Source organism: Bryocella elongata, assembly GCF_900108185.1.
Classification (GTDB): Bacteria; Acidobacteriota; Terriglobia; order Terriglobales; family Acidobacteriaceae; genus Granulicella; species Granulicella elongata.
Genome location: NZ_FNVA01000001.1, coordinates 611,908 through 636,754 on the forward strand (window position 1 = coordinate 611,908; position 24,847 = coordinate 636,754).

28 protein-coding genes are annotated in these 24,847 nt (G+C 62.6%); 6 read left to right on the top strand and 22 right to left on the bottom strand.

The genetic code is table 11. The features are described 5' to 3' along the window. Positions 1-130: 130 nt before the first annotated feature. From C4S68_RS02555 to C4S68_RS02605, 11 genes are all read right to left on the bottom strand, one after another. Entirely contained in the window at positions 131-2,533 is a 2,403-nt protein-coding gene (locus C4S68_RS02555; protein ID WP_103931434.1) for a molybdopterin-dependent oxidoreductase, read from the bottom strand. A gap of 8 nt (positions 2,534-2,541) precedes the next feature. Next, positions 2,542-2,898, bottom strand: a complete 357-nt coding sequence (locus tag C4S68_RS02560) for a type II toxin-antitoxin system HicB family antitoxin (RefSeq protein WP_103931435.1) — start codon at positions 2,896-2,898, stop codon at positions 2,542-2,544. Beyond that, complete coding sequence (locus C4S68_RS23900) at positions 2,895-3,080, bottom strand: type II toxin-antitoxin system HicA family toxin (protein ID WP_103931436.1); 186 nt, start codon at positions 3,078-3,080, stop codon at positions 2,895-2,897. Before C4S68_RS23900 ends, C4S68_RS02560 begins: the two co-directional genes overlap by 4 nt. A 128-nt stretch (positions 3,081-3,208) precedes the next feature. Continuing rightward, complete coding sequence (gene nuoF / locus C4S68_RS02570) at positions 3,209-4,543, bottom strand: NADH-quinone oxidoreductase subunit NuoF (protein WP_103931437.1); 1,335 nt, start codon at positions 4,541-4,543, stop codon at positions 3,209-3,211. A gap of 66 nt (positions 4,544-4,609) precedes the next feature. Beyond that, positions 4,610-5,818, bottom strand: a complete 1,209-nt coding sequence (locus tag C4S68_RS02575; RefSeq protein ID WP_146071982.1) for a glycosyltransferase family 87 protein — start codon at positions 5,816-5,818, stop codon at positions 4,610-4,612. A gap of 84 nt (positions 5,819-5,902) precedes the next feature. Continuing rightward, a complete protein-coding gene (locus tag C4S68_RS02580; protein ID WP_103931439.1) occupies positions 5,903-6,412 on the bottom strand; it encodes an NADH-quinone oxidoreductase subunit NuoE family protein in 510 nt (169 codons plus the stop codon). A 72-nt stretch (positions 6,413-6,484) separates the two neighbouring features. Continuing rightward, on the bottom strand, positions 6,485-6,787 hold the full coding sequence (locus tag C4S68_RS02585) for a transcriptional regulator (RefSeq protein ID WP_103931440.1): 303 nt from the start codon (positions 6,785-6,787) through the stop codon (positions 6,485-6,487). Between the two features lie 159 nt (positions 6,788-6,946). Beyond that, positions 6,947-7,318, bottom strand: coding sequence for a DoxX family protein (locus C4S68_RS02590; protein ID WP_103931441.1), 372 nt, complete (start codon positions 7,316-7,318; stop codon positions 6,947-6,949). Between the two features lie 423 nt (positions 7,319-7,741). Further along, positions 7,742-9,079: an NADH dehydrogenase (quinone) subunit D gene (gene nuoD, locus C4S68_RS02595; RefSeq protein WP_103931442.1), complete on the bottom strand. Its 1,338-nt coding sequence runs from the start codon at positions 9,077-9,079 to the stop codon at positions 7,742-7,744. Positions 9,080-9,190: 111 nt separating this feature from the next. Continuing rightward, positions 9,191-9,700, bottom strand: a complete 510-nt coding sequence (locus C4S68_RS02600; RefSeq protein ID WP_103931443.1) for an NADH-quinone oxidoreductase subunit C — start codon at positions 9,698-9,700, stop codon at positions 9,191-9,193. A 129-nt stretch (positions 9,701-9,829) separates the two neighbouring features. After that, the gene (locus C4S68_RS02605) at positions 9,830-10,258 is read right to left on the bottom strand and encodes an NADH-quinone oxidoreductase subunit A (RefSeq protein WP_103932139.1); all 429 of its coding nucleotides are present in this window, start codon (positions 10,256-10,258) and stop codon (positions 9,830-9,832) included. Positions 10,259-10,438: 180 nt separating this feature from the next. Between C4S68_RS02605 and C4S68_RS02610 the strand changes: the two genes are divergently transcribed. Next, the gene (locus C4S68_RS02610; RefSeq protein WP_103931444.1) at positions 10,439-11,230 is read left to right on the top strand and encodes a GAF domain-containing protein; all 792 of its coding nucleotides are present in this window, start codon (positions 10,439-10,441) and stop codon (positions 11,228-11,230) included. A gap of 63 nt (positions 11,231-11,293) precedes the next feature. Here C4S68_RS02610 and C4S68_RS02615 read toward each other — a convergent pair whose 3' ends face one another. The 5 genes from C4S68_RS02615 to C4S68_RS02635 all read right to left on the bottom strand — a co-directional run bounded on the left by C4S68_RS02615 (position 11,294) and on the right by C4S68_RS02635 (position 16,799). Continuing rightward, positions 11,294-12,238 (bottom strand): prepilin peptidase, encoded by a 945-nt coding sequence (locus C4S68_RS02615; RefSeq protein ID WP_103931445.1) that lies wholly within the window; start codon positions 12,236-12,238, stop codon positions 11,294-11,296. A 234-nt stretch (positions 12,239-12,472) separates the two neighbouring features. Beyond that, positions 12,473-13,915: a cytochrome ubiquinol oxidase subunit I gene (locus tag C4S68_RS02620; protein WP_103931446.1), complete on the bottom strand. Its 1,443-nt coding sequence runs from the start codon at positions 13,913-13,915 to the stop codon at positions 12,473-12,475. A 102-nt stretch (positions 13,916-14,017) separates the two neighbouring features. Beyond that, a complete protein-coding gene (locus C4S68_RS02625; protein WP_103931447.1) occupies positions 14,018-15,106 on the bottom strand; it encodes a cytochrome b in 1,089 nt (362 codons plus the stop codon). Between the two features lie 24 nt (positions 15,107-15,130). Beyond that, complete coding sequence (locus tag C4S68_RS02630) at positions 15,131-15,667, bottom strand: QcrA and Rieske domain-containing protein (protein ID WP_103931448.1); 537 nt, start codon at positions 15,665-15,667, stop codon at positions 15,131-15,133. Between the two features lie 19 nt (positions 15,668-15,686). Next, positions 15,687-16,799, bottom strand: a complete 1,113-nt coding sequence (locus C4S68_RS02635; RefSeq protein ID WP_103931449.1) for a hypothetical protein — start codon at positions 16,797-16,799, stop codon at positions 15,687-15,689. 511 nt (positions 16,800-17,310) lie between these two features. On the opposite strand from C4S68_RS02635, the gene C4S68_RS02640 reads away from it, so the two are divergent. After that, the gene (locus C4S68_RS02640; protein ID WP_146071984.1) at positions 17,311-17,841 is read left to right on the top strand and encodes a hypothetical protein; all 531 of its coding nucleotides are present in this window, start codon (positions 17,311-17,313) and stop codon (positions 17,839-17,841) included. A gap of 88 nt (positions 17,842-17,929) precedes the next feature. On the opposite strand, the gene C4S68_RS02645 is transcribed toward C4S68_RS02640, so the two are convergent. The 3 genes from C4S68_RS02645 to C4S68_RS02655 form a co-directional block, all read right to left on the bottom strand. Then, positions 17,930-18,445: a hypothetical protein gene (locus C4S68_RS02645; protein ID WP_103931451.1), complete on the bottom strand. Its 516-nt coding sequence runs from the start codon at positions 18,443-18,445 to the stop codon at positions 17,930-17,932. Between the two features lie 109 nt (positions 18,446-18,554). After that, entirely contained in the window at positions 18,555-20,018 is a 1,464-nt protein-coding gene (locus C4S68_RS02650) for a carbohydrate porin (protein WP_103931452.1), read from the bottom strand. A 35-nt stretch (positions 20,019-20,053) separates the two neighbouring features. Then, positions 20,054-20,347 carry a hypothetical protein gene (locus tag C4S68_RS02655; RefSeq protein WP_103931453.1) on the bottom strand — a complete coding sequence of 98 codons (294 nt, stop codon included), beginning with the start codon at positions 20,345-20,347 and terminating at the stop codon, positions 20,054-20,056. A gap of 96 nt (positions 20,348-20,443) precedes the next feature. On the opposite strand from C4S68_RS02655, the gene C4S68_RS02660 reads away from it, so the two are divergent. Further along, on the top strand, positions 20,444-20,767 hold the full coding sequence (locus C4S68_RS02660; RefSeq protein ID WP_103931454.1) for a metal/formaldehyde-sensitive transcriptional repressor: 324 nt from the start codon (positions 20,444-20,446) through the stop codon (positions 20,765-20,767). Positions 20,768-20,857: 90 nt separating this feature from the next. Here the strand turns inward: C4S68_RS02660 and C4S68_RS02665 are convergent, their stop codons facing one another. Then, entirely contained in the window at positions 20,858-21,079 is a 222-nt protein-coding gene (locus C4S68_RS02665) for a DUF3185 domain-containing protein (RefSeq protein WP_103931455.1), read from the bottom strand. 517 nt (positions 21,080-21,596) lie between these two features. Here C4S68_RS02665 and C4S68_RS02670 point away from each other — a divergent pair. From C4S68_RS02670 to C4S68_RS02680, 3 genes are all read left to right on the top strand, one after another. Then, positions 21,597-22,247 (top strand): PEP-CTERM sorting domain-containing protein, encoded by a 651-nt coding sequence (locus C4S68_RS02670; protein ID WP_200821455.1) that lies wholly within the window; start codon positions 21,597-21,599, stop codon positions 22,245-22,247. A gap of 127 nt (positions 22,248-22,374) precedes the next feature. Beyond that, positions 22,375-23,193 carry a thiazole synthase gene (locus C4S68_RS02675; protein ID WP_103931456.1) on the top strand — a complete coding sequence of 273 codons (819 nt, stop codon included), beginning with the start codon at positions 22,375-22,377 and terminating at the stop codon, positions 23,191-23,193. Continuing rightward, positions 23,190-23,681, top strand: a complete 492-nt coding sequence (locus C4S68_RS02680) for a DUF3592 domain-containing protein (RefSeq protein WP_103931457.1) — start codon at positions 23,190-23,192, stop codon at positions 23,679-23,681. Before C4S68_RS02675 ends, C4S68_RS02680 begins: the two co-directional genes overlap by 4 nt. A gap of 32 nt (positions 23,682-23,713) precedes the next feature. Here C4S68_RS02680 and C4S68_RS02685 read toward each other — a convergent pair whose 3' ends face one another. Beyond that, the gene (locus tag C4S68_RS02685; RefSeq protein ID WP_103931458.1) at positions 23,714-24,310 is read right to left on the bottom strand and encodes a peroxiredoxin family protein; all 597 of its coding nucleotides are present in this window, start codon (positions 24,308-24,310) and stop codon (positions 23,714-23,716) included. A 59-nt stretch (positions 24,311-24,369) separates the two neighbouring features. Further along, positions 24,370-24,816 (bottom strand): bleomycin resistance protein, encoded by a 447-nt coding sequence (locus C4S68_RS02690; protein WP_103931459.1) that lies wholly within the window; start codon positions 24,814-24,816, stop codon positions 24,370-24,372. Positions 24,817-24,847 lie beyond the last annotated feature (31 nt).

Sequence of the window (24,847 nt, forward strand, 5' to 3'; positions counted from 1 at the left end):
CTGTGTCAGCGTCTAGCCCTTAGCTTCCAGCTTCTAGCCAACTATCTGCAGACGGGAATCGCATGCGTGATGTGGCGTGTGTGTTGGTTTCGCCAGAAGCTAAAAGCTAGCAGCTGGCGGCTTCTTCTCTTCAGTCAGCGGCCAGATGGTCTGCCACCTCAACGGACTGGTGGCGATCGATGGCGTTGAGTGCGGCGGAATACCTTGTGAGCGAGCCCGAGGTGAACAGTGTGTCGGAGGAGGGCAGCACGAGATCCTTGCGGTTCTCGATCTGCACCAGCCCCTGCGAGGCCGGAGCGAGGTGCTGATCGTTGCCGGCGAGAAGCTTCAGGCGCGACAGCTCGGTATAGCCCGGAACGACGCGTTGAATCTCATCGAGAATTGCGAATGGATCAAACGGCGAAAGCTTCGGTTCCATGCCGTGCGCTGTGAGCCAAACGGAGTGACGGTCGGCTTCGCCCGATTGCGCGCCGCGAGACTGTCCCATGTCGGCGCGAAGGCCCTTGCCGAAGGGGACGAGCGTCTTCACCTCGTGGCCCATCTTGTCCGCGATGCGAACGATCAGCTCGAAGTCAGACTTGACGCCCGCACGATCCGCCGCCTTGGCCACCAGCTGGAGATCGCCGTAGGAGTTCGTCACCGAACCGGCCTTCTCATATAGAGAGGCGGCGGGAAGAACGACATCGGCGAGCGCCGCGGTCTCGGTCAGGAAGAGATCCTGCACGACGACGAAGGTCTTTGCGAGGGATGCGGGATCGACGTTGTATCGAGCTACGGGATTCGAGCCGACCACGTAGAGCCCGCCCAAAGTGCCAGCAGCTGCGGCGTCGAACATGGCGAGCAGGTCGAGGCCGGGCTCGGTGGGGGCGGGGTGATTGTTGGCGCTGTATTCGCCTGCGACGATGCCGGTTGCCAGCGGCTGGTAGCCAGGCAGGGCATCGGGCAGCAGGCCCATGTCGGAGGCTCCGCGCGAGTTGGCGTAGTCGCCGAGCACTGCAAACTTGGCGTGCGGCAGGGCTGCGACGAGAGCCTTGAGCTCGCCACCGCGAACCTCGTTGCCTACCACGACTACCAGCTTCTCCTCCGCCTTGACTGCCTCGCGGAAAGAAGACATCTGGTCAGCCTGGGCAACGATCGACGTTGCTTCAGCTGCGGTGTCGTCGCCTGCCATGTAGGCGGCAAAGGCTCCGTAGCCGAACTGCTGCGTCTGCAGGAAGAGCTTGGCCTGGCGCCGCAGCTTGATCTCTTCGTGATTCGCGATGTAGACGCGCGCGCGGTTCTGGCGCACGTTCGTGCGGATGTTCCACGCGGTCAGCGGAGCCTGGTTGGTAGGATCTCCACCCACGATCAGCAGCGCGGGGGCCTTCTCCACGCAATGCTGCGAAGCGAAGCGCTGGCGCCCATCCGCAAGTGTTGTCCCGGCGAGCGCGGTGGCCAGAGCCAGGAAGTCAGCCGTGCGGTGGTGGTCGATGTTGTTGGTGCCCAGCACCGTGCGTGCGAACTTCTGCAGCAGGTAGTTCTCTTCGTTCGTCGTCCGGTTAGAGCCGATCACGCCGATGGATCGCGGCCCCTTCGAGTCTCGGGCTTCGGCAAGTCCCTTGGCTGCCGCTGTGAGAGCTTCTTCCCAGCTGACGGGAGTGAGCTTGCCATTCTTCTTCACCAGCGGCGTCGTCAGGCGCTCGGAGCTGTTCGTGAAGTCGAAGGCGTAGCGCCCCTTGTTGCAGAGGAAGTCGCCATTCATGCCGCTCTTGTCGCGGTTATCGCCGCGGAGGATCTCGCTGCCGTCCGAAACGGAGCGCACGCCCAAAGTCACCTTGCAGCCATCGGCGCAATGCGTGCATGTCGTGGCGACGTGGTTCATCTCCCACGGGCGCGTCTTGTAGCGGTAGGCTCCGGAGGTCAGCGCACCCACAGGGCAGGCGTCGATGCACATGCCGCACTGCTCGCAGTCAAGCTGCGCGAGATTCTCCGGGGAAAGCTGGGCGGGGACGTTGGGCGCGATGACAGAGGACGAGCCGCGGTTCTGGATGCCCAGCGCGAAGACGTCCATGCCCTCGCCGCACATGCGGACGCAGCGGTAGCAGAGGATGCAGCGTGGGCGATCGAAGTAGACGACCGGCGACCACTGCTGCTCTTCGCGGTGGTTCTTCGGCTCGGTGTAGAAGCTCTCCGCCGCGCCATACTTGAAGGTCATGTCCTGCAGCTCGCACTCGCCGCCCGCATCGCAGACGGGGCAGTCGAGCGGATGGTTGCCGAGCAGCAGCTGCAGCGTGGCTTTGCGAGCCTGCGCGATCTCCGGCGACTCGGTGATGACCACCATGCCTTCGCCCACCGTGGTGGTGCAGGCCGTCGCGAGCTTGGGCTGCTTCTCGATCCGGACCACGCACATGCGGCACGCCGCCTGCAGCGAGAGGCCGGGGTAGTAACAGAAGGCCGGGATCTCGATGCCCGCGGACTTGCAGGCATCGATGAGCAGCGTGCCCGCTGGGGCGGTCAGCTTCTTACCGTCTACTGTGAACGAAACGTCTGGCATCTTGGTCCTCAGGCCGCCTGTAGCGCACGGCGCTTGGGGTTTGACCGCTTGACCTGGGTGAGTCCAGGTTTCGAGGCCTTGGGTTTCGGCAGGACAACGTTGAGCTTTTCGACCACGACATAGTAGCCGCGAGGCTGCGGAAATTCTGCGTCAGGTTCCATGTCAACGGTGACGGAGTCGGACGCTGCGGGAACATCCTCGCCTTCTGCTCCCAGCCATTTCAGATGTGCTTCAAGCGCTCCTTTGAGTGCCGAGCGCATCTCCGGCAAGGTCTTTGCGGTAGCCACGCATCCGGGCACGTCTGGGGCGTAGCCGGAAAAGTTCCTGCCCGCCCATTCGTAGATCACTGGATATTGTCTCGTCATCGCAAGCCTGCCTGTTTCAGAATACTCAGAAGTGTTCCGGGTGCAACGTCATCAGAAGGGTGGCCAGAGAATGTCACTTTGCCGGGCTTCGTTGTATGGATGTAGTGGTCATGACCGCCCGTTGAGTAGCTGTACTTCCAACCGTCTTTCTTTACGAGCTTGAGAAGATCGCGATTTTTCACCTCAGTGTTGCTCCATATGGGTGAGGCTTCGTTTTCTACGATTACGGTTTATTCAAGGCAGTCCGCCGACAAGAAAGAATGAAAGTTCAAAGTGATTGGAGAGACGTTTGTCATCGCTGGTTCGACCATCAGTGCGCTCCCGCGAGCTCCGGCTCGCCGTAGGGTTGAATCTGGATCAGCGGAGTATCGACGCGCTTGCCTTCGAGATACTCCTCGAACTCCGAGCGGAACTTCTTGATGAAGCCGAGCGTCGGCATGGCCGCAGCATCGCCAAGCGGGCAGAAGGTCCGGCCCATCATGTTCTCGGCCAAGTACTGAATGTTGTCGATATCCTTCTTGTTGCCGGCGCCGGCGTGGAAGCGCGTCAGCGTCTTCTTCAGCCAGTCCGTACCTTCGCGGCACGGGATACACCAACCACACGATTCATGCTGGTAGAAGCGGATCGTTCTGAGTGCGAACTCCACGATCGAGACTGTCTCGTCCAGCACCACGATGCCGCCTGAGCCGAGCATCGTACCTGCCTTGGCCATCTGGTCGAAGTCCAAGCCCACGTCGATCTCATCGGCCTTCAGCACCGGGCAGCTCGAGCCGCCGGGAACGACAGCCTTCAGCTGCTTGCCACCCTTGATGCCGCCGGCGACCTCATAGATGGCCTTGCGGAGCGAGTAGCCCATCGGGAGCTCGTAGACGCCGGGACGCTCCACGTGGCCGCTGATGCCGAAGAGGCGCGTGCCGCCGTTGCGCTCCGTGCCAAGCTTCGCGTACTCCGGTCCGCCCATCAGCAGGATATGCGGCACGTTGGCGATGGTCTCGGCGTTGTTGATCACGGTAGGGCCGCCGTAAAGGCCGACGACCGCAGGGAAGGGAGGCTTAATGCGCGGTACACCGCGTTTGCCTTCGAGCGACTCCATGAGCGCGGACTCTTCGCCGACCTCATACGCTCCCGCGCCGGACTGGGTGACGATGTCGAAGTCCACGCCTTCGCGACCGAAGATGTTCTTGCCGAGGAAGCCCTTGGCATAGGCGTCGGCGACAGCCTTCTCCACGATCTTCAGCAGGTAGCGATATTCGCCGCGCAGATAGATGAAGCCCATCTTCGCGCCGATGGCCAGGCCAGCGATGATCGTTCCTTCGACCACGGCATGCGGGTCGTGGAGGAAGATCACGTGGTCCTTGCAGGTACCGGGCTCGGACTCATCGCCGTTCACGAGAACATACTTCGGCTTCTCGCTCTGCTTGGGCACGAAGCTCCACTTCATGCCCGTGGGGAAACCGGCGCCACCGCGACCACGAAGGCCGCTGGCCTTCATTTCGTTGATGATCCATTCAGCGCCCTGATCCAGTGACTTCTGCACGGCTTTATAGCCGTCGAGCTCCAGATACTTGTCGATATCTGCTGCGCCCTGACCAAAGCGGCGCGAGATGACGCGCACTTCATCGGGATGGGAGACGAGTGTTGGCAATGCGATTTCCCCTGAAACAGCCCTGAGCCCTCATTCTATACCCCGTTGCAGAGGAACAGTGGAGCTCTAAGTCAACTGCATCGCATCGACTTCGCTGGCACTGGCCGATTGTCGGCTGGAGAGCGCGAACAGCATGACGAGCGGAACCACAGCGATGACGAACGAATGAATTCCGAGGTACAGAAGTCCGACGGCCGGGGCCAGATAGGCTGCAGCGATGAGCCAGCCCCGAACCCGTCCCGCAAGCATCACCACCGGGAGGATCAGCAGCGTGAGGTCATAGAGAAACATGTGATAGCTGACGAGAATCGCACAGAGCGCGGCGATCGCGAAGGCCACCTGGTTCGATGGCGTCCGCCGGATCAGCACGGCTGACCACGCGAGGACGGCAAAGGAAGCGATCGCGACCACCAGAAATGCGGTGGTCGGGCTCAGCGTGTGAGTGCCCAGCCCGGAGAGGAGGCCGCGCAGGTTTGCCATAGCCGATACCGGTAGATTCATCTGCACCCGCTGCGCCGCGCTGCCGGAGCCTCCGCCGCTCAATCGCAGCAGCAGCAGCAGGTCGCGCATCCCCTGCACGCCGACAAGTGCGAAGCACGAGGCGACGACGACAGCGCCTGTCGCTACGAAGGCCGCGCCGAAGTTCCAGCCGCGTCGGAGGATCAGAAGAATCGCCAGGGGAATCGCAAGCTGAAAGCGGAACAGCGCGAGCGCGAGCGCCACGCCGGCATTCGCGTCGCGGTCGCGTTCCAGTTCGTGCCAGCAGACGCATACGAGCAGCAGGAAAAGAATCGAGTCCTGCCCTTGCGCCACGGTGAGCAGCAGGGGGGCGAAGAAGAAGATCGACAGGCCCAGCCCCGGTTGAATCCACGGGATGAACCGGCTAAAGGCCGAGCGCCCGATGAAAACGCAACCAATCAGCATCAGGACATTCAGCACCATGAAGGTGCGATAGGCCGCCTTGAAGGGAAGCCACGACAACGGGACGTCCAGTACAGCCTCATAGGCCGGATGGAAGTAATACAGCTGCATCGCGACGGGCATCACTTTGCCGTCCGCGACGCGGGTCTGGGCGTCCATGTCGTACAGGTGGGTGCGGTCTGTCCGAAGCAGATAGCCGGCGGTGTAGAAGCTGCGGAAGTCCGGCGAACGGTCCCGCATCCCCAGAACGAACGTGCCCAGGATCTGGAAGACGATCAGCAGGATCGCGCAGCCGATCAGCAGCGGTGTCATGGACGATGACGTCGTCTCAGGCGGTCGAGCGGGCGTTGTCAACAGTGGGGGCTCCTCGCACCAGCCTATCGCGGACGCGACGTGGCTCTGCGAACAAGCACCTCATTTGATACAGGTGGCGTTGGGTTACTTTACGTCCGTGCCACGGCCTGCGGCGTAGTCCTCGAGCACCTGATCGATCTTCGCGGGCGTCAGGTTCTCGTGGAAGTCATAGTTCACCTGCACAGCCGGGGCCCAGCAGCAGGCGCCGATGCACTCGACCTCTTCGAGCGAGAAGAGGCCATCTTCGGTGACGCCCTTATGGCCGATGCCGAGCTTGTGCTTGCAGTGGTCCAGCAGCTCAAAGCCGCCGCGCAGCATGCAGCTGATGTTCGTGCAGACCTGCACGTTGTACTTGCCGGCCGGCTTGGTGCGCAGCATGGAGTAGTAGCTGAGCACGTTGCGCACGTCGAGCTCTAGCAGGTCGAGCCGCTTCGCGATCTCCGCGACGACTTCGTCGGAGACGTAGCCAATATCGTCCTGCGCGTAGAGCAGCATCGGCACCAGCGCGGAGCGCTGCACGGGGTAGATCGTGACGAGGTAGTCGAAGCGGGCGGCAGTCGCAGGAGAGAAGATTGAGTTCGAGATCGCGGCCATAGCAGCTCTAGGGTATAGGGTTCAGGGCTCAGGGCCAAGGGGTCGTGCGGAAAACGGCCTCGCCGGCAGTGACTATGCGGGGTACAGCATCTCGCGGGTGAGACGTTCGGCGGCCATGTCGAGCTCTTCCGGGGCGCCAGTGCCCAGGGTCACGGTGCCGTCGTCGTGGATGGCGAAGGGCAGCGAGGTTCCGTCACTCGCGGTCATCTCTGTTGGCGTGAAGCGCAGCCAGCGAATGCCGACGCGGAGGGTGATGGTGTCAGCCGAGATCTCGGTGACGGCGTGCTCGGTGGCGTTGAGGCCGTGGGCGGCGGAGTAGACGCGCAGCATGGAGGCCCAGGAGGTCCAGAGTTCGGCTTGGAGCTGATCGATCATTTGTGTTGGCCCCCCTCCCCCCTGTTTTCTGCAAGTGTTCAAGAAGAGAGACGTTAGGGGTGGACCTTGGTCTTAGAGGCCGGGGAATCCGGATGAAGAGCGAAAGGCGCCCCAAGACCATGATAACGGCTTGGAGCGGGAACTATGCCAAGGTTGGGATCAATGGATCGGAGCCAGAGCCAGTCGGCCATAGGCGACGAATGCCATGAGAACTCCGAGGACTGCGCTCATCACGATGGGGGCTGCCTCCTTGTAGCGGGCGTGCACCCAGATGAAGAGCAGGCTCTCGATGGAGAGGATTGCGGCGGCCGCGATGGTGACGTCCGGATGCCAGTGAAAGGCGGCGGGAGCGATGAGCGCGATGACGCCGAGGAGTTCAAGGATGCCGAGCGCGGTCCAGGCGCTCCGAGGCAGCGCGCCGAAGGATGGGACGTCGTGGCTGACCTTCTCGAAGAGGAAGAGCTTCATGACACCCGATGAACCGTAGAGGAGCGCGGCTAGGACCTGCAGAATCCACAACAGGATGTTCATCCCGTATCTCCGGGGCAGAAGGATTTGGTGATGGGGTGATCGTAGCGGGAAACGGGCGTTGTGTCAGCGGAGGATGTGGTCCCGGGCGGCTGAAGCCGCGGATTCGGGGCGTCGTAATGTCACCCCTGAAGGGGTGACCTGCCGTTCGTGCTGGAGGATGGATGGTCGGGACGAGCGCCTTGGTTTCCCAGCCGCTCGCATGGGTGGGAACCGGCAAAGGCAAGTCTGTAGCGGGATGAGTGTCCAGGTCGCCCGCTTCGCGGGCTGGAGGAATGAGGAAAGGCTGAGAACAGGAGTGGTATGCTTCCCGCGAAACCACTCTCTCCGAGATATGGGGCACCTGGTTTCTAGTGGATCCCCTCTAATGCAAACCCGGGTCCGAGAATCCGGACCCGGGGCACCCGATTGAGTGTCTTGCGCAGGTTACCGGTCGATGGCGCCCAACACGATGTCGATCGAGCCGATGATGGCGACCACGTCGGCGATGAGCTTGCCTTTGCACATTGTCTCCAGGGCCTGGAGGTTGGCGAAGTCGGCGTTGCGCATGTGGACGCGGACGGGCTTCGATGTGCCGTCGGAGACGACGTAGTAGTTCATCATGCCGTGGGGAGCTTCGACGGAGCTGGTGACCTCGCCGGCGGGGACCTGGAAGCCTTCGGTGACGATCTTGAAGTGATGGATGAGGGCTTCCATCTGGGTCTTCATCTGCTCGCGGTCGGGGACGAGGATCTTGGGAGCGTGGGCGACGATGCGGCCTTCGGGCAGGCCGGCGAGCGCCTGCTGGCAGATCTTCACGCTCTCGCGCATCTCCTGCATACGGACTTCGTAGCGGGCCCAGACGTCGCCGACGCTGGAGACGGGCACGTTGAACTGGAACTTCTCGTAGCTGGAGTACGGCATGTCGCGGCGGACGTCGAAGTCGACGCCGGAGGCACGCAGCGGCGGGCCGGTGACGCCGAGGGCGATGGCGTCCGCAGCGCTGAGGATGCCGACTCCCATGAGGCGGTTGCGCCAGATGGGGTTGTTCTGCAGCAGACCTTCGTACTCGGCGATCTTGGAGGGGAAGTCGTCGAGGAACTCCTTGATGGTCTTGAAGAGGTCGAGGGGTGGCTCGAGCGAGACGCCGCCGATGCGGACGTAGCTGGTCATCATGCGCTGTCCGCTGACGGCCTCGAAGATACGCAGCAGGTTTTCGCGCTCGCGGAAGCAGTAGAGGAAGACGGTGAGCGCGCCGATGTCCATGGCGTGGGTGCCGAGCCAGACGAGGTGCGACTGGATGCGCGTGAGCTCGTTGAAGAGGACGCGGAGCCACTGGGCGCGCTCAGGGACCTCAAGCTGGAGGAGCTTCTCCACGGCCAGGGCGTAGGCCGTGTTGTTGGTCATCGGGCACAGGTAGTCGATGCGGTCGGTGAGGGGCGTGACCTGGTTGAAGAACTTGGCTTCGCAGGTCTTCTCGATACCGGTATGCAGATAGCCGATGTCCGGCGCCATGGAGACGATGGTCTCGCCGTCGACCTCGATGACGAGGCGGAGCACGCCGTGGGTGGACGGGTGCTGCGGGCCCATGTTGAGGACCATGGTCTGGTCGGAGACGGGATCCGAGCCGTGCGGCTTGTGGTGGCCGGTGGAGGACTCGACGACGTCCTTGACGTCGGGAACCAGCAGATCTTCGGCGTTGCGGAAGCCCGCCAGCGTAGCTCCGGTGGAGTCCGTGGGCTTGTTCTTGTCTTCGGTAAACGGCTGGTGTTCCAGAACTGGCATGGAGTAGTTCTCCTGAGGTCGATGCCGGAGGTTTTAGACTCCGCTGGGGATCTGTGCCGGGATGAAGCCCGGGTCCCTTAAGGGACCCGGGGCACCCAGATCGTTCAAGGTCTAGCGGTAGCCTTCGACGGGGTAGTCCTTGCGCAGCGGGTGTCCGTTCCAGTTGTCGGGCATCATGATGCGGGTGAGGCGGGGGTGACCGGCGAAGCGGATGCCGAAGAGGTCGAAGACCTCGCGCTCGTAGAAGTTGGCGGAGGGCCAGACGCTGGTGATGGAGTCGATGATGGGTGACTCGGAGTCGAGGCGCGCGACGAGGCGGATGCGCTGCTTGAGCGAGTGAGAGAGCAGGGAGTAGCTGAGCTGGAAGCGTGGCTCGCTGGGGTACCAGTCGACGGCGGTGCAGTCTTCGAAGAAGTTGTAGCCGGAGGCCTGGGCGGCACGTGCGGCGGCGACGATGCTTTCGGGCGCGATGGTGAGGGTGAGTTCGCCGCGGTCCCACTTGGCGTCGGTGGTGAGGTGGGCGAGGCCCTTGACGGCGGCGTGGTCGGCGAGCGCGGCTTCGACGGCTTGCTTGCCGAAGATGGCTTCTGCTGTGGCGGGGTTGGTGATGGGGTCGGGCATCGGCCGGTATTGTCCTCGAATGGGGGCTGGGGCGATGTGTCGCGCCTTCAGCGCTTGGGTGCTTCTTCCATCGGAACCTGGGCCTTCGGCCCAGGCTGTGATATGGCGGGCCTTCGGCCCTGACGATCGTTACAGGTCGGCCTTGTCGTTGGACCAGTTCAGGATGCCCTTCTTCCAGACGTAGAAGAGGCCGACGGCGACAAAACCGAGATAGACGAGCATCTCCCAGAAGCCGAACATGCGCGATCCGGTGATGGCCGGGAGCTGGCGATAGATGACTGCCCACGGGAGCATGAAGACCGCTTCCACGTCGAACAGGATGAAGAGCATGGCGACCATGTAGAAGCGGACGCTGTAGCGGCCGCGGGCATCGCCCACCGGATCCATGCCGCACTCGTAGGGTTCGAGCTTGACGCGGGAGCGCTTGTGCTTGCCGATGAAGTACGAAACGGCAACCATGCCGCAAGCCGCACCGAGCGCGACGAGAACCTGCAGCGCGAGGGGGATGTACTGCCAGAGGTACGGAGCGTTGTACGGTATGGGGTTTTGAGCAGTCATGGACAAGTTAAGTGTAGGAGCGGGTGCGTCGAGGGTCAAGGCGGAGAGCGCGAACAGCGTTGCGGGTGAGTGGCGGGTGTGCCTGGCGGAATCGGGAGGGTCGTGGAGGGAGTACACTCCCTCCAAGGCCCCGAGGACCACTTGCAAACTCAAATTGCCACGCCCGACAGCAGAACGGAGATGCGCGACCTGCTGACGGACGACTCGTTCCGGGCCCGGCCGCGGAGGGTTCGCGAGGGGAATCGTGAGTCGATTGCTCTGCGGAGGTTATCGCGATCGTTCGCGGAGCAGCCGGATTCTGTGCTGCAGGAGCTGGTGAATACAGCGGTAGAGTTCTGCGGCGCGGATGGCGCGGGAATCTCGCTGGAGGAGCCGGAGCGGCGCAGCTTCCGGTGGGTGGTCGTGGCCGGGAGTCTTTCGCGATATCTCGACGACAGAGCTTCGAGGCATGTCAGCCCCCTTGGGAGCCTGATTGAATCCTCGCGGCCCCAGTTGTTCCGTGTGTCGAAGCCTGAGATCGATCATCTTGGTGTGATGGGCCGCCCGGTGACCGACGGTGTGCTGATTCCCTGGGCGACGACGGCGTTGAAAGGAACGTTGTGGGCGGTGTCGCACACGTCGGAGACAGCGTTCGATGAGGAAGACTACGCGCTGCTTTCGAGTCTTGCCGACTTCGCATCGATCATCGTTCGGTATCAGCACCATCAGAGGCTGCTGCATGAGAGCGGAAAGGCGATTGCCGTGGCCGAGATGGCGCATCGGCTGGCGCACCGGATCAATAATCCGCTGCAGAGCCTGACGAACACGCTGTTCCTGGCGCGGAGCGACGCGGCCAACGCGCCGAAGTACCTGGAGCAGGCGGAGGCGGATCTTGCCCGGCTCTCGGCACAGGTGGCGACTCTGCTGGAGGTGTCCACCGCGGCCGCCCGGCCGAAGGTAGCGGCCAGCGATCTGCTGGCGACGGACGTCTAGGGATTTTGCCGTCGCCTGCCAGCAGGCGGGGCCTGGCGCGCTTCCGGTGTTGCAATCTTCGTTCTAGAAGAACGAGGAGTACCAGCTAAGTACCGGCGCGGACAACAGCGCGGCGAAGAGGCCGCCGATCGCGAGGAATGTGCCCAGAGGGACGGCGGTCTGTGAGTCGGCCTGTTTCTTTGCGAGAAGTGAAGCCGCGTAGAAGGCGCACAGGAGGACTCCCGCGAAGAGTGCGAGCATGGACGGGCCGAAGCCGAGGAAGGCGGCGATCATCGCCATGAGCTTGGCATCGCCGAGACCGAGGCCCTCTTGTTTGCGAATGGCCTTGTACAGCGCGCGCACAGCGAGCACGAGCCCGGCGGCGAGCACGATGGCCAGCAGCCGGCTCATGATGTAGTGTTCAGGCCCGGTGAGGACCATGGTGCCTGCGTCCTGGGTGGCGCCGGCGCTGGAGATGGGGTTGCGGCTGTGAAGAACGACCTCGTTCTCATGAGGACCGAGGAAGGCGGCTCGCAGGAAGGCGAGCGCAAAGCCGATACCGGTGCCGGTGAGGGTGAAAGTGTCGGGCAGGGTGTGGGTTTGCCAGTCCATCACCATGAGGCCGATCAGCAGGAAGCCGAGGATGAAGACGCTCGTCATCTGGATCAGCGTGGGCATGCTGAAGGTGCTGACGGTCGTCACGACGGAGGCGGAACCGATGCTCGAGGCCTGCTCCGAGGTGATGATGTAGAGCCGCGTGACGATGACCGCCCAGACGCCGACGCCGAGTTCGACGAGCGGATAGCGCCAGGGGATGGTTGCCTTGCAGGCGCGGCAGCGGGCGCGCAGCAACAACCAGCTCACGAGGGGGATGTTGTCATACCAGTGGATCGTCGCCAGGCAGCGGGGGCAGTGCGAGCGCGGCTGGATGATGCTCTCGTGGTTCGGGAGGCGGGCGATGCAGACGTTGAGGAAGCTGCCGAGCACGAGGCCCACGAAAAGCGCGATCAGCTCAAAGGGAAGCAGCATCTTGGGTCAAGTATATGGGGTGCTACGGAAGTGAGGCTGCAGGATGCGGATCCATGAGTTGGATCCACATCCTGTCGCACCAGCCTCGCGGGGCCTGTGGGCGGCTCTCATACGCCCGCACGCACCCGCCTTGATCACCGGTCGTGCCTGCTGCGGGGAGGAAGCCGCGGCAGCGTCGTGCCGGTGTGTTGTCGCGTGGGTGTCCAAAGGGGACTTACACCACGCGCCCGGTCCCTACTTATGCGCCGTCAGCAGAGGCTGAGGCGGTTTCGGAGCTTCCAGCTTGCCCGCAGTGACGAGCGGTGGAGGTCCACCGGCGCCGTTGATCTGCGAATTGAGATAGTTGGCCAGGTCCTTCACATCCTGATCGGTGCCGGACATCGGAGGCATGTAGCGGCGGTAGGGCGAGTCGGGTTTGTAGTCGTGCAACATCTGCACGAAGCTCTCGATCGCTGCGCCGTCGCGGCCTTCCATGAGCTTGCGCATGGAGCGGTAGCCGTCCAGGGTGTGGCAGCTCATGCATTCGCCGCGGAAGATCGCTTCGCCGCGCGAGTAGCTGGAGTCCGTCTGGCCGTTCCACACCCAGTTGGTGTGGGCGAGGTAGCCATCGTGGTTGATCGTGGCGACATGAGGCACGCGGACGCCGTTGGAGTACATCCAGCGGCCGATGACGTAGGGCTTGCGGAGCATCTCGCGGCCATACTCGCCGGAGCCTGTAGCCGCGAGCGCGAGCAGCAGGATGGCAATCGCGTGGGAGAGCGAGAAGTCACGTGGGCTGCGGTAGGCGGTGTAGTAGGTGACGCCGATGATCGCCGCCGAGGTGATGATGATGACGAGTGCGATGCGGGTAACGACGGAGAACGTGCCCGCACCGATGGTGTCGATGCCCAGCGAGAGGATCGCACGCTGCGAGGCAGGAACCATGGCGACGTACCAGACCATCAGGATGGGCGTCGCCAGGAAGCTGGGGATGAGCCACTTGGTGCTGTACTTCACGACGGCCGTCTTGAGTGCGGGCTGCTTGTCGCCGTCGAGGCGGCTGGCGGTGATGAGCGCCCAGATGCCGGCGAGGGAGAGGCAGACGCAGGTGCGAAGGAAGAGGCTCGGCCAGTAGGTGGGATTGAAGAAGGCGTTCCAGAAGACGCTGGCTTCGCGGCCCGTGCCGGCCACGCCGATCCAGGTATCACCGGGCGTGAGCATGAAGGTGAGGATGCCGTTGATGATGATCAGCGTCGCGGCGGAGAAGCCTGCATAGAGCCAGCCGACCTTGAGGTGCAGCTTCTCGGGGATGCGGTCCCAGGTGTAGTAGTAGACCGCGACTGTGGTGAGCTCGAGCATGAAGAAGACCCACTCCATCGCCCAGCCGAAGACGAAGTTGTGGATGAGCGTGCTCGTGGCCTCAGGCTGTGTGAGCCCGATGGCGAACCAGATGCCCACGCCGGACACGGTGCCGAAGACGCCGGTGATGAGCAGGAAGAACTTGGAGTGCTTGTGCAGCTGCTCGAGCCATGCGGCCTTGGCGGTGGGGTCCTGCAGCTTGAGCGCTTTGCGCTCGGCCATGGGGAGGTAGAGACCTCCGCCGACGGCGAACTGCGAGATCATGACGTGGTAGATGGCGATGAGGCCGATCACCCAGCCGGACCCGAGATGGGGAATGTCCCAGAATGGATAGTTCATGCGTGTCTCCGAGGTGAGCCTATGGCTGGCTTACCGCGCCAGGAAGTGCGAAATAAGTGTGATCGAGCTGTGGGTCGTGAGTCGCGAGTTTCGGGTGAAGGCTTAACGAATCGTCCAGTAGCCGATGATGGTGGTGGCGAGTAGCGCGAAGACCGCGACCAGACCGAAGTAATGCGCGTTGCGTCCCCTGCGGCCGGACGAACTGTTCGGGTCGTAGAAGGGGATCAGTACCCAGAGCAGGATGCCCACGGTGAAGAGCAGCAGGCCGCCGATCTCACCGATGGCGCCGGGAAGCACGTTGCCGAGGAGCTTGAGCATCTCGAACGGGCTCATGAAGTACCACTCGGGATGAATGCCGGCGGGTGCGGGAGCGAGCGGGTCGATGGGTTTTCCTAATGGCCAGGGGAAGAGCGAAGCCAGCAGGGCGATCACGTTGAGCGAGATCAGCCACATCGCCAGGTCCTTGCGCAGGAAGGTGGGCAGGAAGGGCATGGTCTTGCGCTCTTCTTTCGGAAGAGCTTCGATGCTGGGCGGCGCGGCGTTGCCCCACTTCTGGACGAGCCAGAGATGGAAGCCGAGCAGTGGAAGGAAGATCGCGGGCAGGACTACGACGTGGAGCGCGAAGAAGCGCTGCACGGTGAACTCGCCGACCTCGGTACCACCGCGAAGCATGTTGGCGATGGCTGGGCCGACGACAGGGATGGCGGCAGGAATCTGCAGGCCGACCTTGGTGGCGAAGTACGCGAGCTCATCCATCGGCAGCAGGTAGCCTGAGAAGCCGAAGACTGCCGCGATGCCGAGCAGGGCCATACCGCTGAACCAGCCGAACTCGCGCGGGCTGCGGTACGCCTTCATGAAGTACACGCTGAACATGTGCACCAGGATGGCGAAGATCATCAGGTTTGCCGACCACGAGTGGGCGGAGCGAATGAGCCAGCCGAAGTGCATCACGTAGGTGATCTGGCGGACGGACTCGTAGGCCTCTGCACCGGGGCGGTAGTACACCAGCAGCAGCACGCCTGTGAGGCACTGCACCAGGAAGAGGAACAGCGAGATGCCGCCCCAGTAGTACCAGAAGGTCTGCGAGTGGACGGGCACGGTCTTGTGCTTGCCGAAGGTGATGAGGTCGGAGATACCGAGCCGCTCATCGACCCATTCGTACGCGGCATTGGTGATGGCTTTGGTGGTCATGGGTGCGTCTGATCCTTTCCGGCGTTAGGCGCGCGAGATCTGTACGTCGGCGTCGTTGACGGCGACCTTGTAGGCGAGCAGAGGCTTGGGCGGAGGTCCGCTGACGTTGGCTCCGGTCTGCGAGTTGTACACACCGCCGTGGCAGGCGCAGTGGATGCGATCGGGGCCGGCCTCGTACTGCACGGTGCAGCCCAGGTGCGTGCAGACCGCGGTGAAGGCGACCCACTTGCCATCGAGGTGATGGATCAGCATCGCGGGCGAAGGGCCGAACTTGAACATCATTACCGAGCCCATGGGGAGCTTCTGTGCGTCCTTGAGGGTGACCTCTTTGACCGCGGTGGCATTCATCGCGGTCTCGATGGGCGAGGCGAGGTAGCGGTAGACGGGATAGGCCAATGCTGCGGCGTAGGCTGCAGTCGCACAACCTGCGCCGACCAGGAAGGCACGGCGGGTGGTGGGCGATTCCCCGTCCTCGCCGTAGCCGCTGCGGGCGGGATCGAGCTGAATGTTGCCGGGCAGCTCTGCTTCCGGGTTCGTGATGTTGACCAGGGTGTCGCTCATCGATGTCCTCCGTCCGCGGCTAGGCCGCGCTCTCCATGGGTTTCTGGGCGCGTGCCACTACCGAAACGAGCCAGCCGACGATGACCAGGCCCGCGACGAAGAGCACGAGGAAGATGCCAACGACGCTCCAGTTGGTGACGACGACTCGGTCCCAGACGTTGTAGCCCTTCGTCAGCAGGGTGACGTCTCGGATGGCGTCGCGGTAGGTGGTGAAACAGATCTCGAAGAGGAGCGTGAGGAGAGCGCCGGCCCATCCGAGCCAGCCCGCCGTGATGCGTCCAAAGCCTGCTGCGGCGCCAAGGAGGATTGCTACGCCCACCAGCGCGAGCCAACCGTAGGCTGCGTATCCGAAGAGGTGATAGAGCGGGTGCGAGGCGATGCCGGCCTTCACGGCGGCAGGCTGCACGCTGTTGGCCCAGAGACCCGCGGCGATATAGAGGATGCCGAAGAGCACAGCCACCTTGCCGCCGAAGCCGGCGAGGAACTTCTTGTCTTCTGCGGCGAAGGTGGAGCGGCCTGCGAGGTAGATCATCCAGAGGCCAGCGACGAAGACGCCTCCGCAGAGCATCAGGAAGAAGCGCGGCTCGGTGGTGGGATCGCTTTTGGGCAGATAGACACCTGCGCCGGAGGCCGTGTACATGCTGCGCCACACCTCGGGGCGAAGCATCAGTGTCATGTTGGTGGAGAGGAGCTTCGCGACACTGCCGCAGCCGAGCCATGCCAGCAGGCCGACGAGCCAGGCGCTCTTGCCGGCTTCGAGGCGGAAGCTGAACTGGTAGAGGAGCCAATAGGTGAGCGTGAGGATCGCGATGATGGAGATCCAGTAGGCGCCGATGAGCACGCTCGACGTATACAGAGCCCGGCCATACAGCACCTGCGCGAAGAGCAGCGGCGGTACTCCGAGGTTGATGACATAGGTCATCACGACCGTGAGGCGGCGGCCCATGGCGCGGGCTGCAGTGTGGGCGGGCGAACCGGCGCTGCGGGTACTGAGCAGTACCGCCAGCAGGAGGCCACCGAGCAGCATCTCCACCGCGACGAAGTGGAGGCTCAACGTGACGATATGCAGGAGCTTGAAGAGCCAGATCGGCGCCGGAAGCGGGATGGGATCGACGGCTGGAAACGAGTTCATAGAGGTCCTTGGCTAAGTCCTTGGCGGGGGCTGGTGGGAGTCGTGGGGTGCGGCCACGTCTCCTCCGGAACTGGCAGACCCGCAGCGTTGCCGCAGGGATTACCTGTCAGCGCGCTCGGCTCTTCCTGCCTCGACTTGGACTTTAGGTTGCTCGGACGGTCCGGCTCTGTGACTTGAAACACAGGGCAGCGCGCGCTGGGTCACCGGGACGATAAACGGACAAGCGGACGCGACGGCCGGTGGTTGATGCGGGTGAGCCCGAAACGATGCAGAGAATTCCGAATGTTTCTAGCATTCCAGAGCGCTGCCAACCTGCCTGTTGCGTTGGAGTTGCGGCGGGGCTTCAAGGTCTAGCCCACCCCACACGGAGTCTTGTCCGGTCATGCAACAATTTCCGGCTACATGGGTTCTTACTATGCGAGGGGAGTCAAGCCGGAGACGGCGAGGCTTCCGCAGCGTGGAGATGGCTGACGATCGCTCTCAGGTCTCCGTTGTTGCAGGAGGAAGTTCGATGCGTAACGTACTTAAATTCGGCTGGCTGGCGGTTCTTGGTTTGTTCTTGTTCCTGCCTGCGAAGAAGGCAGATGCTCAGGTGTCGGTTGGCGTTGGGATCGGTGGCCCGGTGTACGGTGGTCCGGTGTATGCTGAGCCCTCCTGCGCGTACGGCTACTACAACACCTATCCTTACGGCTGCGCGCCTTATGGCTACTGGGGTCCTGACTACTTCTATAACGGTGTGTTCATCGGCGTAGGTCCGTGGTATCACTCGCACTGGTATGGCCGTGGTTACGGCTATGGTGGTCGCGTTGGCTATGGCTACGGCGGATATCGTGGCGGCTACGGCGGTGGGTACCGTGGTGGATACGCTGGCGGCTATCGCGGTGGTTATGCTGGCGGTGGATACCGTGGTGGTGGTTATGCTGGCGGAGCGGCTCGCGGCGGCTTTGGCGGCGGACAGGGCTTCCATGGCGGCGGTGGCGGTGGTTTCCACGGTGGTGGCGGTGGCGGGTTCCACGGTGGTGGGGGCGGCGGACGTCGCTAACTCTGCCTCAACGCACATTGCATGAAGTCCCCGAAACATAAGGCGGCTGCCAGTTGGCAGCCGCTTTCGTTTGTCTGCGAGCGATGGGCTAGAACTTGAGCAGGACCAAGGGAACCACAACCCCCAGTACGAGCAGCGCGGTCACGACGATCTTGTTGCTGTTGTATTTGTAGGACATGTAGATGCCGCTAAGCGTCGAGGTAAACAGCCCAAGTGTGACGACGTAGAAGAAGATCTTCTCCGGCGTGTGCGAAGGGGGCGGTGTGGACGGAGGCTTGGGCGCGGCGTCGGCGGCGGGCTTAGGGGCTCCGTCAGCGTCGTCCTTGTGGTGCTTGAGGGCGGCATCGCCGGAGGGCATGTCGCCATCGGCGTGCTTGGCCTCAGCCGCCGCTGGTTTGGGCTTGCGCTGCGGAATGATGTAGGTCTGCTTCTTGTGGATCTGGGCGAGGACGTGGATCCACTTGGGGCTGCTGGCCTGGTCCTGAAGGCCTAATGTCTGCAGAAAACCGGTGAAGGCGAAGAAGAGCAGGGCAGGCGCGATGAAGACACCGACGTACAGATGCACCTTGCGCAGGATGCGAAGAATACTGGCTGAAGTGGACATAGGTTTCCCGCGATTCTATGCGAGCCGCCTGCGAGTTCAAGGGAATCTTTCGAATCCCTGATGAACTCTGCGTCATGCAGACGTCTTTGCCTGAGGATCTGAGTGTTTGTTAGAAGTCCACGTGGGTGCGGACGCTGAAGACCACCACCGGGCCGCGATCCTGGTTGTAGCCGGGATGAGCGATGGCCTGGAGGTCGAAGGTGGTGAACAGTCCGCGCCAGTTGTGGGCGTTGTAGTAGGCCTCGAGGATATCTTCGCGGGCGTAGTTGAGTTTGCCGTCGCCGAGGAGGAAGCCTTTGCCGCCGAGCTTCAGGTATTCCTGATGATCGCGCTTGATGGCGTTGCTGACGCCGACGAGTCCGAGCTTGTCGTTGGCGCGTGACCAGCGAGTGCCTTTGAGGTCGCCGCCCAGTTCGAAGGTCTGGTCGACCTCGGTGTAGGCGTAGCTCTCGTGCTGGCCTTCGTTCCAGCCAAAGCGCCCGAAGACGCGCACGTCGTCGGTAAGCTCCTGCTCGAAGTTCAGGCCTACGCCGTACTTCACGGTCGTCTGCAGAGCGTGCGCGGTGATGTCAGGGGTTGCGGTGGGACTGCCATGCGTGCGGGCGAACAACGCGAGCGCATTCTGGACGCGGTAGTCGCCCATGTTGGCGTGGTTCACATAGCCCAGCAGGCGCACGGTGCCCTGGCGCTTGGGGCTGATGATGCGTGTCGGCAGCCAGGCGAATGGTGTGCGGCGGTACTCCAGCTCGACGTTCTGTGCGCTGGCGCGGCGCAGGTTCCATTGCAGGTCGATGCCGTTCGCGATGGTGGGCATGAGTGCCACCGCATAGCGCGCTGTCCAGTCCTTGTCGTCGTACTCGACGATGCCGGCGTAGGTGTAGCCGCGGGTGTCAGCGGCGTAGTCCCAGGCACCGTTGTTGTCGACGGTCCAGTTCATGAACTGGAGGTGCGAATCCGAACCCGGATTGTTGATGTCGAGGAAGTCAGGCAGACCCATCTTGCCGAAGCGCAGGTCGAGGCGTCGCTCGGGAACCTTGGTTGCAAGGGAAAACTGGGTGCGCTCCTGGTCGACCAACTTGTCGGTGAAGCCGATGGTCTGGTGCAGCTCCACTCGCGCGAGGTAAGGCACGGGACCGAGGTTGGGATTGCGCACGACGTCGAGGTTGGTGAAGCCGGCGAGGCCGAGCGCTTCGGAGATGCCTCGGCCGCCTGCGGACTCTTCGTCATAGATAGCGTCGAGTTCGTAGCGCGGGTTGGCGATGACCTGATACCCGAGGAAGAGCGTGCCAACCAGCGAGGTCTTGTACTCGCCGCGCGCGAGCAGGGAGTTCGTATCTGAGTAAGGCGAGTGGAAGCCGGGGTGGGCCTGGAAGATGATGTTGGCCTGGCCTGCGATGAGCCAGCGCTGCGCGTCCGGGTGAGGGAAGAGCGTGAGCGGAGTTTGCGCCTCGACCGGAGCTTCAGCCGGCGCTGGAGCAGGCGCGTCGGGCTGCTGCGCTGCAGCGAGGCAGCCAGTGGCGAGACAAAGGATAAAGGGAAGCGTGCGGGGGCGAATCAGCAAAGTCAGAGTCATGAGCAAGCAAAATTTCCGTAGGGGCCAGCGCCACGTTAGCAGGCAATTGCGAAGGTGCGATGAAGGGCCCGCCCGAAGGGGGAATCCCGGAGGAGTGTTCTCCGGACGGGCCAGCGTAATCCGGGTTCGTCGGTGGTGGCGTCGGTCTCTGGTACTGCGGTCCAGAGGCCGATCAGCGGGCAGAGTGCGTCGCCGGTTGCGACAAACTTCCGCACGAGACGGCGACGGGCCGGTTGCACGACGAACGGCGCGGGCGCGACGATTGGGGTCGCGGTGGTCATGCGTGTGCGATGGGTAACAGCTGTCCGATGCTGGGTGATGATCGTCATGGGAGCTCCTCCTCTCTGTGCGCCACGAAGCGGGGCAACACAAGTTTCAAGTTCACTCTGATAGGATACCCCCCTAGGGTATCAAGAGGAAAGAAAATGGGCGCAGAAAAACGACGTGAGCCGAAGTTGAAGGTGGTTGGCCTGGTCCAGGCGACTGAAGCTCGTGAGAGGTCGAAGCTGCTCAACCGCGTCAAACGTATCCGCGGACAGATCACAGCGGTGGAGCGAGCCCTTACCGAGGACGATGACTGCCCGGACGTGCTGATGCAGCTGGCCGCGGCGCGGGGAGCGATCAACAGCCTGATGGCCGAGGTGCTGGAGGACCACATCCGGCTGCACGTGGTGGCGCAGGGCAAAGGCGCGATTGAGCCGGAGATTGCGGAAGACCTGATCGACCTGGTGCGCGCGTATCTGAAGTAGGCAGCGGCTTCGCCGCTTCGCGGTCAGCTGCTGCGTGGGTTTGCGAGCTTCGCTCGTTCGTGGGGCAGGGTGGACGCTATTTGTTCGTGGCTACTTGCTCCTGGCTCCTACGGCTACCAGCGCGATTCCCCCGACGAGTGCGATGCTGCTGAGGATTGGCGGAATCGGCACGGTGCTGGTCTCTTTGTGCTCGATGTTGAGGGGGCCGATCTTGGCGTCCTGCTTTTCGTGGGTGAAGCTGAATCCGCCGACGGCGAAACCGACGATTCTGACGAGAATGAGGAGGATTCCGACGAGGGTGGCGGGTTTCATGGGCAGCTCCAGGAGTAAGAGAAAGTGTCAGGAGTTCAGGTTCAGGTGGCCTGAACCAGGGACGACACATCGAATGGACGTGCCTAAGTTGCTTCAGAGACGGGACTTGACACGTTCCTTCCCAACCTGTGATGCGGTCGAAGAGAAAATGTTTGCGTCGGTTGATTTTGCACCGGGTTTGGGACTAATCTTCGATCCAACACGGGAAAGGAGGGCGATCCTAATCTATGAAGATTGGTAGTTATTGCAACACGACACGTGAGGTGACTGAGGCTTAGGGCATCGTGCTCTAGACCTGGCAGCTTGCAGTTGAAGTGCGAAACATAGACCTCTGCCGAGGCCCATCCGGGTACGGGTGTCCTCAAGTCAATCCCCACAGTCCACCGCCAAACGGCCCGCCAAGAAGAGGCGGGCCGTTTGCTTTGAGCGGGAGGATGAGATGTTCACAATTTGCAGATATGAACAACTTTGTTGTATCGTGAAGCGATACACTTGAAATTCCTTTTGAGGTTTTGCAATGAAGTCTTTTAGGTTGGCTGGCGTTGGCGCAGCCTGCTTTTGTCTGATGTTTGGTTCTGCAGCGGCCCGTGCGAGCGAGGTCACTTCGATTTCCAACGGGACGGTATACACCATTCCCTCTGTGAATCAGCAGGGGGCGGGGCCTGAGACGGTGGCTACGGGAATCACGTGGACCTCTACAAATTCAGGCGCGGTGTTCGGCTATAGCGACACTTACGGATTCAACGATAACGGAATCTGGAACGGGTTATCAATGGCCGGAGTCAATTCGTCGTCGGACTCGATGACCTTCACCTTCAGCGATTCTGTTTCCGCGGCGGGTGCGTTCATCAACTACTCGCCTTCCTGGGGAAACCCTACGATAGCGGTTTACGATACCAACGGTAACCTGATCGAGTCGGAGATTCTGGACTTCGCAGTAGCTGATGGGCCCGATGCGATTAACGAAGGCTACTTTTATGGCTTCCAGGAGAGTACGGCAGATATTGGATCGTTCACGATAACGGGGGCGTACGCGGGTGTGTCGGAGATTACATTGTCCGGCTCCGTGGCGGCTACGCCGGAGCCTGGGGCGCTGGTTTTGCTGGGGACTGGGCTGCTTGGGATGGGTGGCGTTTTCTCCCGCCGCCGGTCTCGCAGTATCGCGTAAGTAAAGAGACTGGTTCGCATGGCCCGTCTTCGGGGAGAAGACGGGCCACTTGCTTTAAGGAAGCCGGAGGGCCACCGTCCGGCGCCAAATCACAGATCCGCGTGCGCCGCAGCGGTAGGATATTCGCATGAGTATTGCGGTTGCGGAAGAGCGGGCAGGAAGCGGGTTGGGCGTTGTGGACGAGCTGGTGATTGCGGGGCGAAAGTTTCGCTCGCGGCTCATCGTAGGCACGGGCAAGTACAAGGATGGGCCGGAGACGAAGGCCGCGATTGAGGCCTCGGGCGCGGAGATGGTGACGGTCGCGGTGCGGCGGGTGAACCTGGACCGCAGCAAGGAATCGCTGCTGGACTACATCGATCCGAAGAGGTACTTCCTGCTGCCGAATACGGCGGGCTGCTACACGGCGGAAGAGGCGATCCGCGCGGCACGGCTGGGGCGCGAGGTGGGGCTGAGCGACTGGGTGAAGATCGAGGTCATTGGCGACCAGGCGACGTTGTATCCGGACGTGCAGGCGACGGTGGAGGCGACGCGGGTGCTGGTGAAGGAGGGCTTCACGGTCCTGCCGTATACGACCGACGACATTGTGTTTGCGAAGCGACTGATCGATGTGGGAGCGGCTGCGGTGATGCCGCTGGGGGCGCCCATCGGGACGGGCCTGGGCATTGCGAATACGTACACGCTGCGCATGATGCGCGAGCTGATCACGGAAGTGCCGCTGGTGGTGGATGCGGGGCTGGGCACGGCGAGCGATGCAGCGCTGGCGATGGAGCTGGGCTTCGATGCGGTGCTGCTGAACACGGCGATGGCGGGATCGAAGAACCCAGTACTGATGTCCAGCGCTATGAAGAAAGGGACCGAGGCCGGGCGTGAGGCGTTTCTGGCCGGGCGGATGCCGAAGAAGCTGTATGCAACGGCCAGCTCTCCGCTGGAGGGGATCTCGAAGTGAAGCCTGCGGTGCTGGGTCGCGCTGTGCTGGATATCGTGCAGCTCTGCTTGATGTGGGTGGCGGTGATCTTCGGCGTCACCTCCATCGGCATCGCGGGGTATGAAGGCTGGTTTCTGCATCGTGCTGTAGCCGCGACGGGCACCATCGTCTCGATGGATGTGCGCGAAGATGTTGGCGACGGTGGCACGGTGGTCACCTATGTGCCGGTCTTTACGTTCACCACGCAGGGGCGCGAAGTCGCGGTGCACTCGAATGCCGGCGGCAAGGAAGATGCGTACAGGATCGGACAAACCGTGGCGGTGAGGTATCTCGCGTCCGATCCGGAGCACGCGCAGATCGAGAGCTTCGGGCAGACGTGGGGGCTCTCCCTCGGCTTTCTCATTGCAGCCGGAGCGTGCGGCGTCCTGTGGGGCGCGATGCGTGTGAAGCGCGGCGCGCGGGAGTTTCCTGTGTACCTGTTTTCGCCGCAGCGGGCTATCGCACTCTGACTGCGGCACGGACGACGAGCTTTCGTTCCTGGCTACCGGTTCTTGATCTCCGCGAGAAGGTCGGTCGCGGTGGTGCGATCGCCGTGCTCGTGGCTGATCTTTTCGAAGAGCACCTTGCCATGTTTGTCGAGGATGAAGGTTGAGGGGTAGGCCGTCTCATGCGGAGCGTCCCAGCGCAGGCCGTAGAGGTTGGTCATCGTGTAGTCGGGGTCGATGACGAGCTGGATGTTGGCGGGGAGGTCGGCCTGCTTGGCAAGGAACTCCTTGGCGCGCTGATCGAGCTCCGCAGGCGGGCCGGGGTACACAAGGAGCACGTTGGTCTTCTTCGCGGCGAAGTCAGCCCCGTGCAGCGCGAAGTCGTGCACCTGCTTCACGCAGTAAGGGCACTGGTAGCCGGGGAATCCCCGCAGGACGACGAGAATGGTCGTTCCCTTGGACTCCAGCTTGCTGATCCGGATGGGATCTCCGCTGGGCGTGGATAGGACGAAGTCCGGTGCCTTGGCGCCTAGCGCCGGCGTCTGGCCGACGGCGAAGCCACTGCCGAGAATGAGCAGAACGGCGGCGGTCGCAAGAAGGGTGGAGCGGATGCTGGCGATGGTGCTGCGAAAGTCGCGCGAGGCGGAAATCATGGGGCTCTCCAGGCAAGAGGGGTGTCTTGTTTCGATGGGACTCGAAACGAGAGATTGGGTTACAGACTTTCTTGCCGGGCGTGGGAGAGTCGGTTCTTAAGGGATTCGTAGGATCGGATCTCCTGGCCGAAGCAGATGAGGTCTCCGTCCGGGGTGCGGATGAGGAGTTCGCGCTGGCCGTACTTCTTGTCGGCGGGGCCATGGACGTCTTCGGGCGGCAGTGCGGCCAGCTTTGGCTTGAGTTCTTGATAGATGGCTTCGACATCCTTCACATCGATGTAGTAACGAAAGTTCCGGATTCCATAGGGCGGGGCTTCGGGGTCGTCGTCTTTGCGGCCCCAGATGCGCATGCCGGCGGGGCCGCGCTGGACGTAGGCATAGTCGTCGCCGTGGATGAAGACCTCGAATCCGAGCAGGTCGCGGAAGAAGGCGACGGTGCGCTCGAAATCCGCGAGGCGGACGTGCATGAAAGGCGTGATCTGGAGGATGTTTTCGTCGCGGGCCATGCGGGTCACCGAAGCGGAAGTGGAATCCGAG